The sequence below is a fragment of the Nostoc sp. genome (genome assembly GCF_041747015.1).
Classification (GTDB): domain Bacteria; phylum Cyanobacteriota; class Cyanobacteriia; order Cyanobacteriales; family Nostocaceae; genus Nostoc.
Genome location: NZ_JBGTFY010000319.1, coordinates 1 through 15,838 on the forward strand (window position 1 = coordinate 1; position 15,838 = coordinate 15,838).

The 15,838-nt window shown below is 43.0% G+C and carries 17 protein-coding genes and 1 tRNA gene; 9 read left to right on the plus strand and 9 right to left on the minus strand.

Annotated elements, in window-relative coordinates:
* The 3 genes from ACEW80_RS25315 to ACEW80_RS25325 all read right to left on the minus strand — a co-directional run.
* A partial coding sequence (locus ACEW80_RS25315) for a Uma2 family endonuclease (protein WP_373529240.1) occupies positions 1–189 on the minus strand: 189 nt, incomplete at its 3' end.
* 207 nt (positions 190–396) lie between these two features.
* Positions 397–1,020: a chorismate lyase gene (locus ACEW80_RS25320; protein ID WP_373529241.1), complete on the minus strand. Its 624-nt coding sequence runs from the start codon at positions 1,018–1,020 to the stop codon at positions 397–399.
* A gap of 135 nt (positions 1,021–1,155) precedes the next feature.
* Positions 1,156–1,236, minus strand: a tRNA-Leu gene (locus ACEW80_RS25325).
* A gap of 438 nt (positions 1,237–1,674) precedes the next feature.
* On the opposite strand from ACEW80_RS25325, the gene accC reads away from it, so the two are divergent.
* Positions 1,675–3,018 (plus strand): acetyl-CoA carboxylase biotin carboxylase subunit, encoded by a 1,344-nt coding sequence (gene accC, locus ACEW80_RS25330; RefSeq protein ID WP_373529242.1) that lies wholly within the window; start codon positions 1,675–1,677, stop codon positions 3,016–3,018.
* 114 nt (positions 3,019–3,132) lie between these two features.
* On the opposite strand, the gene ACEW80_RS25335 is transcribed toward accC, so the two are convergent.
* Positions 3,133–3,426, minus strand: a complete 294-nt coding sequence (locus ACEW80_RS25335; RefSeq protein WP_373529243.1) for a YggT family protein — start codon at positions 3,424–3,426, stop codon at positions 3,133–3,135.
* Positions 3,427–3,730: 304 nt separating this feature from the next.
* On the opposite strand from ACEW80_RS25335, the gene psbX reads away from it, so the two are divergent.
* From psbX to ACEW80_RS25355, 4 genes are all read left to right on the plus strand, one after another.
* Entirely contained in the window at positions 3,731–3,850 is a 120-nt protein-coding gene (psbX, locus tag ACEW80_RS25340; RefSeq protein WP_373529244.1) for a photosystem II reaction center protein PsbX, read from the plus strand.
* 254 nt (positions 3,851–4,104) lie between these two features.
* A complete protein-coding gene (locus ACEW80_RS25345; RefSeq protein WP_373529245.1) occupies positions 4,105–5,025 on the plus strand; it encodes a Ycf66 family protein in 921 nt (306 codons plus the stop codon).
* A gap of 47 nt (positions 5,026–5,072) precedes the next feature.
* Positions 5,073–5,633 carry a TolB family protein gene (locus ACEW80_RS25350; RefSeq protein ID WP_373529246.1) on the plus strand — a complete coding sequence of 187 codons (561 nt, stop codon included), beginning with the start codon at positions 5,073–5,075 and terminating at the stop codon, positions 5,631–5,633.
* 85 nt (positions 5,634–5,718) lie between these two features.
* Positions 5,719–6,237 carry a TolB family protein gene (locus ACEW80_RS25355; protein WP_373529247.1) on the plus strand — a complete coding sequence of 173 codons (519 nt, stop codon included), beginning with the start codon at positions 5,719–5,721 and terminating at the stop codon, positions 6,235–6,237.
* Between the two features lie 107 nt (positions 6,238–6,344).
* Here ACEW80_RS25355 and ACEW80_RS25360 read toward each other — a convergent pair whose 3' ends face one another.
* The gene (locus ACEW80_RS25360; protein ID WP_373529248.1) at positions 6,345–7,352 is read right to left on the minus strand and encodes a succinate dehydrogenase/fumarate reductase iron-sulfur subunit; all 1,008 of its coding nucleotides are present in this window, start codon (positions 7,350–7,352) and stop codon (positions 6,345–6,347) included.
* A 1,445-nt stretch (positions 7,353–8,797) separates the two neighbouring features.
* Between ACEW80_RS25360 and ACEW80_RS25365 the strand changes: the two genes are divergently transcribed.
* The 3 genes from ACEW80_RS25365 to ACEW80_RS25375 all read left to right on the plus strand — a co-directional run bounded on the left by ACEW80_RS25365 (position 8,798) and on the right by ACEW80_RS25375 (position 11,053).
* On the plus strand, positions 8,798–9,238 hold the full coding sequence (locus tag ACEW80_RS25365) for an AbrB family transcriptional regulator (RefSeq protein WP_373529324.1): 441 nt from the start codon (positions 8,798–8,800) through the stop codon (positions 9,236–9,238).
* Positions 9,239–9,489: 251 nt separating this feature from the next.
* Positions 9,490–10,296: a lysostaphin resistance A-like protein gene (locus tag ACEW80_RS25370; protein WP_373529249.1), complete on the plus strand. Its 807-nt coding sequence runs from the start codon at positions 9,490–9,492 to the stop codon at positions 10,294–10,296.
* A gap of 136 nt (positions 10,297–10,432) precedes the next feature.
* Complete coding sequence (locus ACEW80_RS25375) at positions 10,433–11,053, plus strand: hypothetical protein (RefSeq protein ID WP_373529250.1); 621 nt, start codon at positions 10,433–10,435, stop codon at positions 11,051–11,053.
* Between the two features lie 81 nt (positions 11,054–11,134).
* Here the strand turns inward: ACEW80_RS25375 and ACEW80_RS25380 are convergent, their stop codons facing one another.
* The 4 genes from ACEW80_RS25380 to ACEW80_RS25395 all read right to left on the minus strand — a co-directional run bounded on the left by ACEW80_RS25380 (position 11,135) and on the right by ACEW80_RS25395 (position 14,457).
* On the minus strand, positions 11,135–12,256 hold the full coding sequence (locus tag ACEW80_RS25380) for a geranylgeranyl reductase family protein (RefSeq protein WP_373529251.1): 1,122 nt from the start codon (positions 12,254–12,256) through the stop codon (positions 11,135–11,137).
* 311 nt (positions 12,257–12,567) lie between these two features.
* Complete coding sequence (gene frr / locus ACEW80_RS25385; protein WP_373529252.1) at positions 12,568–13,116, minus strand: ribosome recycling factor; 549 nt, start codon at positions 13,114–13,116, stop codon at positions 12,568–12,570.
* A complete protein-coding gene (gene pyrH / locus ACEW80_RS25390) occupies positions 13,103–13,831 on the minus strand; it encodes a UMP kinase (protein ID WP_069074277.1) in 729 nt (242 codons plus the stop codon). The genes frr and pyrH overlap by 14 nt, the downstream gene beginning before the upstream one ends.
* A gap of 65 nt (positions 13,832–13,896) precedes the next feature.
* Positions 13,897–14,457, minus strand: a complete 561-nt coding sequence (locus tag ACEW80_RS25395) for a thioredoxin family protein (RefSeq protein WP_373529253.1) — start codon at positions 14,455–14,457, stop codon at positions 13,897–13,899.
* A gap of 449 nt (positions 14,458–14,906) precedes the next feature.
* Here ACEW80_RS25395 and ACEW80_RS25400 point away from each other — a divergent pair, with 449 nt between their 5' ends.
* Positions 14,907–15,806 (plus strand): alpha/beta fold hydrolase, encoded by a 900-nt coding sequence (locus tag ACEW80_RS25400; RefSeq protein WP_373529254.1) that lies wholly within the window; start codon positions 14,907–14,909, stop codon positions 15,804–15,806.
* Positions 15,807–15,838: the final 32 nt, after the last annotated feature.

Below are 15,838 nucleotides of genomic sequence, written 5' to 3' on the forward strand. Positions count from 1 at the left end.
CCAATTATTCAAGTCTGTAATTAAATCTGCTTCTTGATTTCCGCTTTCTCCTCCTACTGGTGGCATAATTATTAATTCTCCGGCTGCATTCATTTCCAAGCTTAAATCACGATTGGCAATACACAATTGATAAAATTGCTCGTCGGTTAAATGAGCAATTGGTTCTAGATTTAGCACAACAGTATTCATTCAACTTTTCCTCGTGTCTTTTTTGCTAACATCAGTAGGAAATTCTTGCTTTTTGGAAGATTTTCATCTGGGATTCCTCGTTTCTACTTTTGGGCGTTCTCGCTTCCGGTTGCCGTAGAAATCGCTTCTGTGGGTAAATTAGTCATAGGTCTTTTGCGATACGCGTAGGCGTAGCCCGTCGGAGACATCGCACCACATTATGGTTTTTTACTGATTTTTAGAATTTAATTGCATAGCCCCCAAATATTTAATTAAATAAGGCGAGAAAACTTCATAAATTAAAGTCAGTGGTTGTCCGTGATGCCAAAACAAGTAGTGGCGTCCCCAAAAAGGCCCAGTTACATCAAAGCCAGACTCTAGCGCTGATGAGTCACCATAGTAAATTCCTCGAACATCCCGATATAACTCTGTGCGGAGACGAGCTAAACTCGCCCAAATTGGTAATGAGCGATTTTGCAAATACTCATCTACATGACTGGCTTCCCACCAAGAAGCAGCATAGGCTAATCGCTGACCAGAATCGGTACGCAGCCACACTTGTCGCCGTAGTCGTGGCCCTGGGACAGCTTGGATTACGTCAGGGGCATCATCCAAATCAATGCCAATCAATGACATATCAATAACATCTACTTCTACAGGTTCACCTGTGAGCAATTCTAAGTGACGTGTTGGAGAGCCGTCACCCAAAAGCATTAGCTGCCAGGCTGGTGCCAGCTGAGTGTGAGGCAAACTTTGTTGAATTATTTCTTCCCCTCCTTCCCAAATCGGAGCGAGGCGATGCCAAGCTGTTGGCAGTGTTAAGTTGTTTGTTGGCGTAAAAGTAATAGTCAATGCTTTTTACAAAACTTCACCTATCTCTATAAAAGCATAAAAACCCAGAGCTATACCCAGATTTAAGGGTCAACAGTCTCAGGTCTTTTGACCGTTGACTGTTGACCCTTCATCCTTAAGTAATAAACAAATTTATGCGGATGGCGAGACTCGAACTCGCAAGGCAAAGCCACACGCACCTCAAGCGTGCGCGTATACCAATTCCGCCACATCCGCACGGGTTGTCTAAATATAGACTATACCATAAGAAAATAATTATAGTAAGGTGATATCTAAGTTATTTTTTTGAAAAATATAAATTTCTTCAAGGCGGTATCAGACTGACAGAAATCTAGCATCTGGACAAGTGATATTAAAAAGGGTAGAGCTAATGTGTTCGGCAGGGTGCGATGTCTACGACGGGCTGTGACGCTCCTGCGTCGCTAACGCTACGCTATCGGTGACGCCAAAGTCCAGTTTGGGAAGCTAACCAAGACTTACAGCACCAATGTTGTTAGTTTAGTAAGACCCATAGAGGCAGCAAGGATGTAATCTTAAGTTTGCTTAGGATCGGGGTGGCAAATCTCCTGTGATAATTTGAAATAATGCGAAAGTGTTGTTTCAAGTTGGATAAGAGAAAATACCAACTACTGGTAATGATATCGAAACTAAAAAATGAAGTTTGACAAAATATTAATTGCCAATCGGGGAGAAATTGCCCTTCGCATTCTCCGCGCTTGTGAAGAAATGGGGATTGCGACAGTTGCGGTTCACTCTACCGTTGACCGTAATGCCCTCCACGTCCAGCTTGCTGACGAAGCGGTTTGTATTGGCGAACCTGCTAGCAGTAAAAGTTATTTGAATATTCCCAATATTATTGCTGCTGCATTGACGCGCAATGCGACTGCCATTCATCCAGGTTATGGCTTTTTGGCAGAAAATGCCCGGTTTGCGGAAATCTGTGCCGACCATCATATTGCTTTTATCGGCCCAACTCCAGAAGCTATCAGGCGGATGGGGGATAAAGCCACTGCCAAAGAAACGATGCAAAAAGCTGGAGTACCAACAGTACCAGGTAGTGAGGGGTTGGTAGAATCTGAGGAAGAAGGATTAGGATTCGCTAAGGATATCGGCTATCCAGTGATGATCAAAGCCACAGCTGGGGGCGGTGGACGGGGTATGCGCCTAGTTCGTTCTGAAGATGAATTTGCCAAACTTTTCCTAGCAGCCCAAGGCGAAGCAGGAGCAGCGTTTGGTAATTCTGGCGTTTATATAGAAAAATTTATTGAACGTCCCCGCCATATTGAATTTCAAATTTTGGCGGATAACTACGGCAATGTCATCCACTTGGGCGAACGAGATTGTTCTATTCAGCGCCGGAATCAAAAACTATTAGAAGAAGCTCCCAGTCCGGCTCTCGACCAAGACCTACGTGAGAAAATGGGAGAAGCTGCTGTAAAAGCTGCCCAATTCATTAATTACACCGGGGCGGGTACTATCGAGTTTCTCTTGGATAGATCCGGTAAATTCTATTTTATGGAAATGAATACCCGGATTCAAGTAGAACATCCTGTAACAGAGATGATTACTGGCATAGATTTAGTTGCCGAACAAATTCGGATTGCCCAAGGGGAAAGACTTAAACTTACCCAAGAGCAAGTAGTCTTGCGGGGTCATGCGATCGAATGCCGGATCAACGCTGAAGACCCTGATCATGATTTTCGCCCTTCTCCTGGACGGATCAGCGGCTATCTTCCTCCTGGAGGCCCTGGTGTTCGCATTGATTCCCATGTTTACACAGATTACCAAATCCCGCCCTACTACGATTCCTTGATCGGCAAGTTAATTGTTTGGGCGCCAGACCGACCTACTGCTATTAACCGCATGAAACGCGCACTGCGGGAGTGTGCCATCACTGGATTACCCACCACTATCGGGTTTCATCAAAAAATTATGGAAAATCCACAGTTTTTACAGGGTAATGTCTATACAAATTTTGTGCAGGAGATGAACGGTTAAGGGAGTGGGGAGTGGGGAGAAATCAATTCAAAATTCAAAATTCAAAATTCAAAATTGAAGAACTCCTACCTCCTCTTTCTCAATGCCCAATGCCCAATGCCCCATGCCCCATCCCTAATTTACACGAGATAGCATAGTTAACAATCCTTGCTGACCTAGCAGAATTTCTCGCAGCAAGCTGAAGATACCAACCAAAATAATCGGTGTTATGTCCACTCCGCCTATTGGTGACACCAGCTTTCGCAACGGCACTAAAAATGGTTCGGTAGGCCAAGCGATTAAATTAAAGGGCAAACGATTCAAATCCACTTGGGGATACCAAGTGAGAATGATGCGGAATATAAATAAAAATGTCATCAGCCCTAATACGGGGCTAAGAATCCAAGCAGTCAGGTTAACACCAGTCATCAGTTTAAGCTACTATCTACCTATCTGTGAAGAAAGAAAAACTTAGGCGAACGGCAAGCCGCGCTTCGCTATCGCCAGAAAATTTGAAGCTTTGTAAAGCACTCTCATTATAATTTTATTTCAATAAACAGGAACTCAGCAACACCAGTTGCTACAACGGAGGGAACCTCCGCAACGCACTGGCTCTTCAGCACTACTTCGGTGAGAGCGTTTACCAAATTTGGCAGTTCACGCCCAAAGGCTTCTCAAGAAAGTAATACACCATTAAAATTAGGATGAAGTGTGTAAAAAAAGGTTGAGAAGTATGACGCCTTCTTTAGCAAATTTTCTTTGGAGTCTGGTTTGGGGTACTGCAATTGTTGTGATCCCCGTTATAGTTGGTCTAGTTTTCATTAGCCAAAAAGATAAAATCCAGCGTTTATAATGCTTATGAGAGTCAATTTGACTCTCATAACCGATTTTCTGTCAACTATCTACTTAATAATTGATTGCACCAAAAGCAGCAGTTTTTGCCGTTACTGGCAGTAGTAGCTGAAAGAAATAGGTTTATTTACTTTTCGGTGAACAGCTTCAAAGCTTCTTTACCAGAGGCTTTGAAGCTTTAATCTATTGCACCTAATTAGAGTAGTGATTTTAATTGTGACTCGCTAACATAGATTTGGTATTGGAAAAACAGCAATGATAAATTTTGGGCTGAACTCAGCCAGTTTTCTAGCTCAGGTAAATTTTGGGGCAAACTCAGCCAGTATTTTAGGAATTTTCCTGGCTGTGGCTGGGGCAGCACTGTATTTTCTCCGCACTGTGCGCCCAGAATTGTCACGGGATCAAGATATCTTTTTTGCGGCAGTCGGCTTGCTCTGCGGCTTCATTCTCGTCTTTCAAGGATGGCGGCTAGACCCGATTCTACAATTCGGTCAACTGCTTTTAGTGGGTACAACTGTGTTTTTTGCAGTTGAAAGTATTCGTCTGCGAAGTATAGCTACCCAGCAAGCAAAGCGCAATACTCCGATTGTGGACGAAGATGAAGACCGAGAGGTAAGCAAAAACTATTCGTACAATAATCGCAGAAAGTATCAGGCTGAAATGGATGCAGACTTAGATCCATTGCCTTATGAAGAAGAAGAGCGCCCTGTACGTCCCCGGATTCGGGGTAGCAGGGATGAGATTTCAACGCGTGATGATTACTACAAGGAGCAACCCCCCCGTAGTACAGAACGCCGTAACAGCAGCAGTAGTGAAAGACAGGCTCCAACAGATAGAACGCGTCGGCGGAATTCTGGGCGTCCGATGAATCGCCCTTCTGAAAGCTCTGAAGAAGAAAATTGGGGTTCTTCGTCTAGGGAAGTCGATGATTGGGAAAGTTCGAGTGGGGAAGTCAGAAAACCTTCTCGCCGCAGTAAGAACAGTCCTCAGCGTCCCGAAAGTCGTGAAGATGATGTTGCTCCTAGACCAAGAAGGCGTCGTCCACCTACTGATTCGGCTCCTCGAAGACCGCGCGAAGATGATGAAGCGATCCCAACTGATTATGTACCATACAACCCGCTTGAAAAACCAAATCAGGAGCCAGATAATTCGACCGATTTTGATGATGATGTTTAAAGCAGTTGGCGTGGAAGTAGGTTTAGAGGCGACGGATAAAAGTTGAGGTGGAAAAATTTAAGCCGACATTTTGGCTCCAAAGACCAATTCATTGGAGCCTGTTTTTTAGTTTAACAAGTTTACTTGTATCTTGTGGTTCTAACAATATTCCCGTGGGGACTACTTCGCTCAACAGTCGCTACACTGAGGAACAGCCGGCTTTGAGTGGAAATGGGCGCTTTTTAGCATTTGTATCTAATCGAAATGGTAATCAGCAACTACTAGTGTACGATTTGGAGAGGCAACTGTTTATTCGCACACCGGGGATAAACCGAGCGGAGACAATTGCTGAAAGTCCTAGCTTGAGTTACACCGGGCGTTATATTGCTTATATTACTAGCGACCAAGGTAGACCAGTGGTGGCGCTTTACGATCGCGCTACGCAACAGTCGCAAATCGTCACACCAACTTATCGTGGCTGGGTGAGAAAACCAAATATCAGCCCAGATGGACGTTATGTTGTCTTTGAAACCGCCAGCCGTGGTCAGTGGGATATCGAAGTCTTAGACCGGGGGCCAAATATTGAGTTAGATATTCCTAATGGTGCAACTGTAGGTTCACCTCCGTAAGGGAGAGGGGTAGGGGAGGATGAGGGAAATGAAAGGACAAGGGGGACAAGGAGAATAACTATGCCCAATGCCCAATGAAATATATATGAGACATCTTATTTTTATACCTATATGCTTAAGTTTATTGACTGGATGTTTTGGCTACCCTCGCCTTTTGAGTTATCCCTTTGATCCGGGGGGGCGCAGTCTCAATAGTTTAGCGTCGGAATTAAACCCCCAAATCTCTGCGAGATACATTGTTTTTATTACTGACCGACGCGGTAGCCAGGATGTTTATATGTTTGATACGGTGACTCGTGATTTAGTTGATTTGCCAGGGTTAAATTCCTTTGATGCGATCGCAACTCATCCTAGCGTTTCACAAGATAGTCGTTATGTTGTCTTTGCTGCTAGCCGTCAGGGGCGATCGGCTATTTTTCTCTACGACCGGGAAACACGCCAATCACGAAATTTGACTGCTAACCTGCAAGCGGAAGTCCGCAATCCGACAATTAGCGCTGATGGTAGTAGGATTGCCTTTGAGTCCAGTAACAATGGTCAGTGGGATGTTTTAGTCTATGACCGGAATGGACAACCATTAAATATACCTCAAGAACCGCGTTGAAGAATGGGGAGTGGGGAGTGGGGAATGGGGAAATAAAATTATCTACTCCTTATTCCTACTTTCTGAAAAATTCCCCATATTTGCTGAATGTGGAGAAATAAAATCCCCTACTCCCCACTCCCTAATTCTTCTTGCACAGATTCAATAAGCGATCGCACTTGTTCCGTCCCCTCAGAAGCTTCAAATGATAAGGGAAACTTACCTCGGAGGATCATCCGCAAACCGAGGGGTGCAAGACTAAGTAATCCTTTTAAATCCCGAAAGTAGTTACCGACAACTTGTAACCCAAATTGCCGTTCATCAATCCAACCACCTTCTTTAACCAAATCTACCAATACTTTTCGGTGGCGAATTGAGCGACTGTCGCTAGCTTGTTTTTGGGTAAGAATTTCTTGTTTAATTTTGGTGATTTGTTCTAATGGTGCGACTTCCATTGGACAAACTGAATCGCAGTACAAACAACGGGTGCAACCCCATACGCCTTTAGTACCTTCGTTGTAGCTATCTAAGCGATTTTCGGTGTCGCCATCGCGGGAGTCTGCTAACATCCGGTAAGCTTTGGCAAGGGCATGGGGTCCTACAAAGTCTGGATTAACTTCACGAGCGTTGCATTCCGAGTAACAAGCACCGCACATAATACAGTTGCCAGTTTGATCGAGGCGCGATCGCTCTTGTGGTGTTTGTAAAAACTCTCTTTCTGGTACAAGTCGGGCTGCCGTACTTACATAAGGAGCAACTGCCTCTAAATTATTCCAGAAACTGCTCATATCGACAACCAAATCCTTAATCACTGGCATATTGCCCAGAGGTGCGATCGTGATTTCGCCAATGGCATTTACTTTACTTTCCAATGATGGTATTTTTTGTAATCTGGCAAGTTCACTGCCAACATTTTCCTTACAAGCTAAAGCCGAACGCCCATTGATTCGCATAGCACAGCTACCACAAATAGTATTGCGGCAATTTTTGCGAAATGCCAAAGTTCCATCTTGCTCCCACTTAATATGATTGAGGCAATCCAGAATTGTATTACCTGGTTCTGCCTCTACAAGGTAGGTTTGCACAACAGGAGAGGAATTTGGTTGTTGTCGAATGACCTTAAAAATAACTTCCATTACCACTAACCAAAATTTTAAAATTGCTCACCAGCCTCAGCAATCATCAGTCAAGGCAGGTAGTTGCGAAAAGCCCTTGATTCCAGCCTGGTGTTAATAGGCTGATGATGAAAGAGCGACTGATTCTAGTTTAAGGATAACCATTAAAATTTTAGTTGTAGCAGCACTGTAGACCATATTTGTGCCAATTCTGAGCTAAAACGCCAAAAATTTAATTGCAGCTTGGCATTGAATTTACCTGTTTGGAAATGTAAAGGAAAGAAGGTTTGCTTAAAGAGGGACTTACGTTGATCTCCGACCTAACGATAATATTTAAATTAAGTGCATATCAGGTCAGCAACATTTCTTGATGTCAACTTGAGTCAGAGCAACTAGCTCTGAAAATCCATCAAGCGGTAGCGAAGGCGGAATTTTTTGATTATATAGAAGTGTGTGAAAGCGCATATTCAATATCTAGTGGTGGCAATCAAGTGCTAGGCATATGTTAAGAGATTTATTCTTACCATAGACAGACGTGCAAAATCCTCTAACTGCTTTTAACCTTAAAGTAATAAACCGAGGGAAAATTCTCACCACTTTCAAATAAAAGTTCTTGCACCGGGAAACCTGGATGCTTGATACTTTTTGCTTTTGCCTCCTCTCAATCAAGAAAATCTGGGATTTTACTCATTAGTCAAAACTGCTCGTCTAAATTGGATAAATTTTTATAAAATCCACAGGGCAATACTCACGCTTACAATTAAGGGTTAAAAAAATCATCCCTGCTTTTTCCTTCTTTAAGTCCAGGAATTTAAATAAAAATTTACTAGCAACTTTAATTCAAAATTAAACAACTATTTTGCTATTATTAGTCCATGCTAGTATTTAATATAAAATTACGAAGTTACAAAATCAGAATTAATAGCCGTATCAGCGCGGCTACTACTGCTTTGTTTATTCGTAATGTAGAGACAAGAAAATTCGCGTCTCTACTGGCAGGACAAAGGGCGTATCCCTATAGGACTCTATTGAAATACTATGCTGTCCTCAGCTTGAGAGGACGAGTAGATAAAACTCTACCTGCTCATTGGCCAGAAAGGCAAGCACTGAAAGTGAAAAGCCTGTAATTTCTTGGGTCTACGACTTATTTGTAGTAGAGCCAACCCAATTTGTAAAGGTGGCTGAAAGTTACACCGTTACAGTAGCGCCAAAGGAAAAAATAGTTTTCTTTCTGATGGCGAATAATGGTTAAAAGTGCTGTAAAATCAGCAAAATTAATTTCTGTGGCAACTATGACCTCTAATTAGTTGTGGATAACCATAATAGAAGTACTTTTGGCTTCTATGAGCAGGAATTGACCCGTCACACTAGAGTCCTAAGTAGCTCTATGCAAATGCTAAAAAGTCAAATGCCAGCATGAGACTACATCGTTTATCAGTTTGGAGAGTAAGGAAAATTTGAGCATAATGACTGAAACTGCAACCGCGCCATTAACTGGAAAAACACTACTTGCTAAAGTAAAAGAACTTTCCACGTTACCACGCCGAGAAAGAGCTAAACAGTGCGGCTATTACACTGTTACTAAGAATAACCAGGTTCGTGTCAATCTCACCGATTTTTATGACGCTTTGCTGTCGGCTAGAGGAATTCCTTTAAGTCCAGAAGCGCCTAAAGATGGTCGTGGTCGTGAACCGACATATCGGGTTAGTGTTCATCAAAATGGTCAGATTGTGATTGGTGCCACATATACCAAAGCAATGGGCTTAAAGGCTGGAGATGAGTTTGAAATTAGGCTGGGATACAAGCACATTCACCTGATTCAACTCGGGGAAAGTGATAAAAAACTAACCTTACCAGATATAGACTCTGACGAAGAATTGGACGAAGAATTGGAAGAGGAAGAGTAAATTTGCCAATGGTAAGGATAAGTTTCATGTCAATACTTGATAACTTATTCTTACCTTGACAGCAAACTGGTAGCTCTATTTAGAAAATTTTGTCCTAGAGAAAAAATACGATTAGACCCCTTGCAGAAGTCACCAAATCTAGTAGAGTCTTGATAAATCAGCAAGAAATCTATAATGCAAGAAGTCTATCGTGTTTTTTGTTTATTTTGATAACTTACTTTGAGCCTTCAGTCAATGCCTTATTGGCGTTTATGAAAAATGCACCAGCGCTAGTTATAGTGATGGGATTTTTTATTTTTTGGATAGTTTGCTGGTTGCCAGTAGCAACAGTATTAGCGATCGCACTCAATTGGCAACCCACTAAACCTTTGCAGCCAGAGCAAAAAATGCCGTTACTGGTATCACTCTACCTATTAGCTCCCCTGATTATTTGGGGAGTTAGTTGGCTAACCAATAAATCTTTTTCAGATTACGGCTTTGTCGGCAATATTTCAACTCTTGGTTCTTTAGCACTAGGTTTCGGTTTGGGAGTGGTGAGCCTCGCTATTGTATTTAGTGGGCAATTCGGTTTAGGTTGGTGTGCTTTTGAAAAAACGAATTTCAAGTTACTACTACCCATCTTGCTACCGATTTTCTTGATAGCGTTATTAGTTGGTGGGATAGAAGAGTTAGTTTTTCGCGGTTTCCTGTTCACTGAATTAGCTCAGGATTACCCCATTTGGGTAGCAGCAGCAATTTCTAGCTTGATTTTTGCCTTGCTACACCTAGTTTGGGAGCAACGCGAAACTGCACCCCAACTCCCTGGATTATGGCTGATGGGAATGGTGCTGGTGTTGGCACGCTTTGCCGCAAGTGGCAATTTGGGTTTAGCTTGGGGACTGCACGCGGGATGGATATGGGCGATCGCAACCCTAGACACAGCAGAACTAATTACTTACACAGGTAAAGTCCCTGACTGGTTCACAGGTAAGAACAAAAAACCCCTAGCTGGTTTGGCGGGAATTATTTGTGTGTTGGGAACTGGGGTGATTATCTGGCTTTTCTCTAAGTATTTTTAATTTCGCGTTAATGGAGCGATCAATGTTTTACGAGGACAGGGAAGCCGTACACAATTAAGGTAGGGGCAATTCATGAATTGCCCCTACCGCGAGTAATTTTGCGTAAATCCTAAAGATAGAACTGGAGTAGAAGTCTATGGCATACAGTGATTTTAGTCTCGCTAAAGTAAGAAATGCGTTTGGCTTAACTCTGGAAGAGACACGTAATTTGTTTCTAACTGTAGGCGGGGTGCAGCCATCTGATTTACTAAAACGGTTGCTGGATGAGAACCTAACTTTAGCGACTGCCATTAACACCGAAAAAGCTCGTTCTGAGTTTTTAATCGCTCCTATTCTGTCTGAGGTGAGGCGACAGTTAGATTATCGGATCAGCTTATTTTCAGGTACAGAGTTCAATGTTGATCCTGCTCAAGGACTCTCAGGCTTTTGTGATTTTATCCTCAGTGCATCTGGTGAACAGTATTTTATCGGCGCTCCAGTAGTCACTGTTATAGAAGCCAAAAATGAGAATATCATCGCCGGATTGGGGCAATGTACAGCCACGATGGTTGCTGCTCAGATATTCAATCAAAGGGCAGGTAATGAGATTCCAGTCATCTATGGAGCAGTGACAAGTGGAACCGCTTGGAAATTCTTAACTTTAGAACAGAATACTGTTTGCATTGACCCAGTAGAATACCATGTTAATTCCGTCGATAAGATTCTGGGAATTATATTGCAGACCTTTGATACTTCTTTGTCTAAAACCCTAGTTTAAAGAAATGGTAAGTAAATAGGCATAAATAAAGTGAAAATAAGGCAGGCATATCGCCCGCCTGCCTGAGATTCTACCCAATTTCTAGCGCCCAAAACCAGGAATTAAACGCTTGAGGGCGCGATCGGCAATGTCGCTATAGCGCAGTTCTCCACACATAATCTTACCCATAATTTGAGGAGCAGAGGGGTGCTTAACAGCAACTTTGTAGCCAATGTTGGAAAACCGATAGAATGCTCCAGCTAATTTTTGCGCCCAAGCCATCTCATTACCCCACTCTTCATTGATAGTTTCGCTATATTTTTCTAAAGCGTTAGTGTCACCAGAAAGTGCCTGATTAATGGTTGCTGCTGCCAGCAACCCGCTAAACATTGAGGGGCGAATGCCTTCTGCTGTCATGGGAGCAACCACACAAGCAGCTTCCCCAGCTAAAACCGCATTTTGGGTGTGCAGCTTTTGATTACCATCCCAAATACATAGGGGATGACCGTATTGCTTGCTAGTTTTGATATCTAGATTAAATGATCGTGCGTACTGATCTAAAATATTCTTAAAGTCTTGGCGTTCGCCGCCCATAAATGTACCAACACCAATGGAATAACCATCAGCTTTTGGGAAATTCCAAATGTAGCCATTTTTCACCCAGCCCAACTCGATGTGAATTGTGGATTTGTCCTTCACAGTTGCGGGAACTTCTACTTCCAAAGCTCCTGCTAAACTGCGTTTACGGTCTTTGAAGCCTAGCCATTTGGCCATTGAACCTTTAGCACCATCAGCCGCGATTAAGTAGCGACCTGTAACTGAACCATTAGCTGTATTAACTTGCCAATAATCACTTTGAAACTCAATACCAGCTACTTCAGTATTATCTCGTAGTTCAGCCCCTTGCTTCTGTGCTTGCTGCACTAAGAAATGGTCAAAAACATCTCGTTGCACCATCCAAATCGGTTCTTTTGTGGCGATTTTTGCTTCCACGGGGTCACCCAATTTCCAGGTAAAGCGAAGGGAATCGGCTTTTACAGAAATCGCTGGGCTAAAATCAAAGTCAAACCATTGAGCGATCGCTGGAGATACACCACCACCACAAGGTTTATATCTTGGCAGGGATTCTTTTTCTAATACTAATACCGAGCGGCCTTGTTTAGCTAAATGATATGCAGCTGTTCCACCAGCTGGCCCAGCGCCGACAATGATGCAGTCGTACATAAGGCTGAATTTGTGCTCCTGAATTAGTTTATTTTCTATTAAGTAGGGGGAATACCCTGCGGGAAGACGCTTCTCTACGAGACGCTCCGCGAATGCATCTACATAAATTGCCCCTACTTGATCAATTTTTGTTAGATACTTAAAAAATGATATAGCAGTTCTCGTTTACGTGAGGTATACCCGTAGGGGCACGGCATGCCGTGTCCCTACACCTTGGGATCTAACGTTGTACCGCATCTGAATGGGAACCGCTATAAAGGCTGAAGGATTTATTCATCATCCTTCAGCCTCTATACTTCAGACTTTAGACTCTAAACAGTCGTGATGTCTTTTTCTTTTTCTGCAAGCAATTCGTCTATTCTGGCATTGTATTTGTTTGTCAGTTTTTGCAGTTTGTCTTGCTGATCTCGTGCTTCATCTTCAGGAACTTCGGCATTTTTCTCCTGTTTGCGAATCGCGTCTATGGCATCGCGGCGGATGTTACGAATACTAACACGACCTTCTTCAGCATACTTAGCAGCCATTTTGACGAATTCTTTACGCCGCTCGCTTGTCAGGGGCGGAATATTCAGCCGAATCACGGAACCGTCGTTGCTGGGGGTTAAACCGACATCAGACAAAGAAATCGCTTTTTCGACTATATTTAAACTGGTGCGATCGTAGGGTTGAATTAAAATCGTCGTGGCATCCGGCGTGCTAATGTTTGCCAGTGATTTCAAGGATGTAGGCGTACCATAATAGTCCACCAATACCTTATCTAATAAACTCGCATTGGCGCGACCAGTGCGAATTGTGTTAAAAGCTCGTTGAGTTGACTCAACGGTCTTTTGCATCGTACTCTCAGCTTCAGCTAATTTCACAAGAACCTCCCACAAGGGTGCCGATAGATTCTCCCAAGACTGCTCGGTGGATGTTACCTCGCACCGTCAGGTCAAAGACCAGAATTGGGATATTATTTTCTTTACATAAAGCGATTGCAGTACTATCCATCACCCGCAAATCTTTGGCTAAAACGTGCGCGTAGGTGAGGCTATTGTAACGCTTGGCGTCAGGATAAATATGAGGATCAGCATCATATACTCCGTCTACTTTAGTAGCTTTAAAAATCACTTCCGCATCAATTTCTGCGGCTCTTAATGCCGCAGTGGTGTCTGTAGTAAAAAAGGGATTTCCCGAACCAGCACCAAAAATTACCACCCGTCCTTTTTCAAGATGACGGATGGCACGACGACGGATATACGGTTCTGCTAATTCTTGCATAGCGATCGCAGTTTGCACCCGCGTCTGTACTCCTATACGTTCTAAGGAATCTTGCAGCGTCATGGCGTTCATTACCGTGGCAATCATCCCAATATAGTCAGCGGTTGCTCTGTCCATCCCCGCCGATGCCGCTTTGACGCCACGAAAAATATTGCCGCCGCCAACAACGATGGCGATTTGAGTGCCAGTAGCGATCACTTCTGCTAATTCTTGTGCTATGCCTTTGACCACTTCGGGATCAATGCCATAGCCCATGTTGCCCATTAAGGCTTCACCGCTCAGTTTGAGTAAAACCCGTCGGTAATTCGTTCCCATGAAGTTACGCTTTATCAAAAAAGTTGCAATTGCCTCCAATTTAAGATAACAGTTACAGGGACTATCTATGTATAGTTACGCCAAATCAATGTAGTACCTATTGGTTCTGTTTGTGGTATGTCTATTTTTTTACCATCAAACAGAGAAGCGATCGCAGTTCTCAAATAATCCTCTCCCACTGCTGATGGATCTTGGGGATAATCGTCAATTTGACCTTTGTAGCGTACTATACCATTAGTATCGATTAGAAAGGCCGTTGGTGTTTTTGTCGCACCAAAACTACCGGTCACGTCTTGCGTCGAGTCCCACAGGTAGGGGAAGTTCAAATCGTGACGCAGGGCAAAAGCTTTCATATTTTCAAAGCTTGATTTAGTCTCGCGATCGCCATTACTACCATTCATGCCAATTTGTGTGAAGCCCAGTGGGGCACATTCGGCTTGAATGTTTTTTAACCTGCCTACATACCACTCTACATAAGGGCAGTCATTACACATGGAAATAACGCCGACTGCCCGGAACTTCTCAAGATAACGCCTGAGATGGTGTACTTGACCATCAATTCCTGGCAGTTCAAAATCTGGTGCGTAGCTCCCAACGGGAGTATCAATTGTTTCTACTAGATTCATGTTTTCTGGCTCGCAGAATTAAGAACAAGAAAAATATTGTTAAATTCAGCGTCAGTTTCCAGTTGCAAACCACCCCTGAGCCGATGCCTCATATTCGACAATCCTATAGACCAAATTGGCTGTCGTAAATTGTGAAACTACTGAATTTAGCACTGATGTTAATTCGTTGACATCTAAAAAATAGTTAAAGTATTACTCATCTTACAAAATATATTATTCCTAATACTGACATAATCTAAGTTGTGAGTAAATTACCTTGATCAACAAGATCAAAACTATCAGCTTGATGCTAGTGTTCTCAGCCTATAAGCCTTTGTACTATATGTCTAAGCTATCATTAGAGCAAAGGATTTACTTTTAAAATTTGATAAACTTTATTTAAATTCAAAACAATTTTACTTGCGCCTTGCTGCTAAAAGTCTTTTAACCTTGTGTTTATCAAATTTCCTATGACCACCTCAAGTTCAAAAACAGCACTTAACTCTACAAAAATCTGGATTTGGCAAGATTTCCCGATTTGCTATCAAACCCAAGGCACTACTGGACCAGCTGTTGTCTTGATACATGGATTTGGCGCTTCTTGGTGGCATTGGCAAAAAAATATTCCGGTATTAGCGGAAAGTTGTCGTGTTTATGCGATCGATTTGATAGGTTTTGGCGCTTCCGCAAAACCTCAACCTGGTGAAAAAATTACCTATACACTAGAAACCTGGGGACAGCAAGTAGCAGATTTTTGCCGCGAAGTTGTCGGTGAGCCAGCTTTTTTAGTCGGAAATTCTATTGGCTGTATTGTAGCCATGCAAGCAGCAGTCAGCAACCCAGATATTGCCTTGGGAGTTGCTTTGCTAAACTGTTCTTTACGGCTGTTGCACGATCGCAAACGGGTAACTTTACCTTGGACTCGTCGTTTCGGAGCGCCTTTACTGCAACGCTTGCTATCTATTAAACCAGTTGGTGATTTCTTTTTCAATCAACTCGCCAAACCGAAAACGGTGCGGAAAATTCTGCTGCAAGCTTATGCGAATGCTGAGATGGTGACAGATGAGTTGGTAGATATTCTCACTTCACCAGCAAGCGATCCGGGGGCTGGGGCTGTGTTTCTGGCCTTTACTTCTTATTCTACAGGGCCACTACCTGAAGACCTTTTACTACTGTTACCCTGTCCGGCGATTATCTTGTGGGGAACGGCTGATCCGTGGGAACCAATAAAGTTAGGGAGAGAATTAGCTAACTTTCCGCAAGTAGAAAAGTTTATTCCTTTAGAGGGAGTAGGGCATTGTCCGCAGGATGAAGCGCCGGAGTTAGTCAATCCGATTTTACTCGATTGGATTTTAGAGCGATCGCGGTAATAGACAAGGGCTCAATTTTCACGTAATTTTGT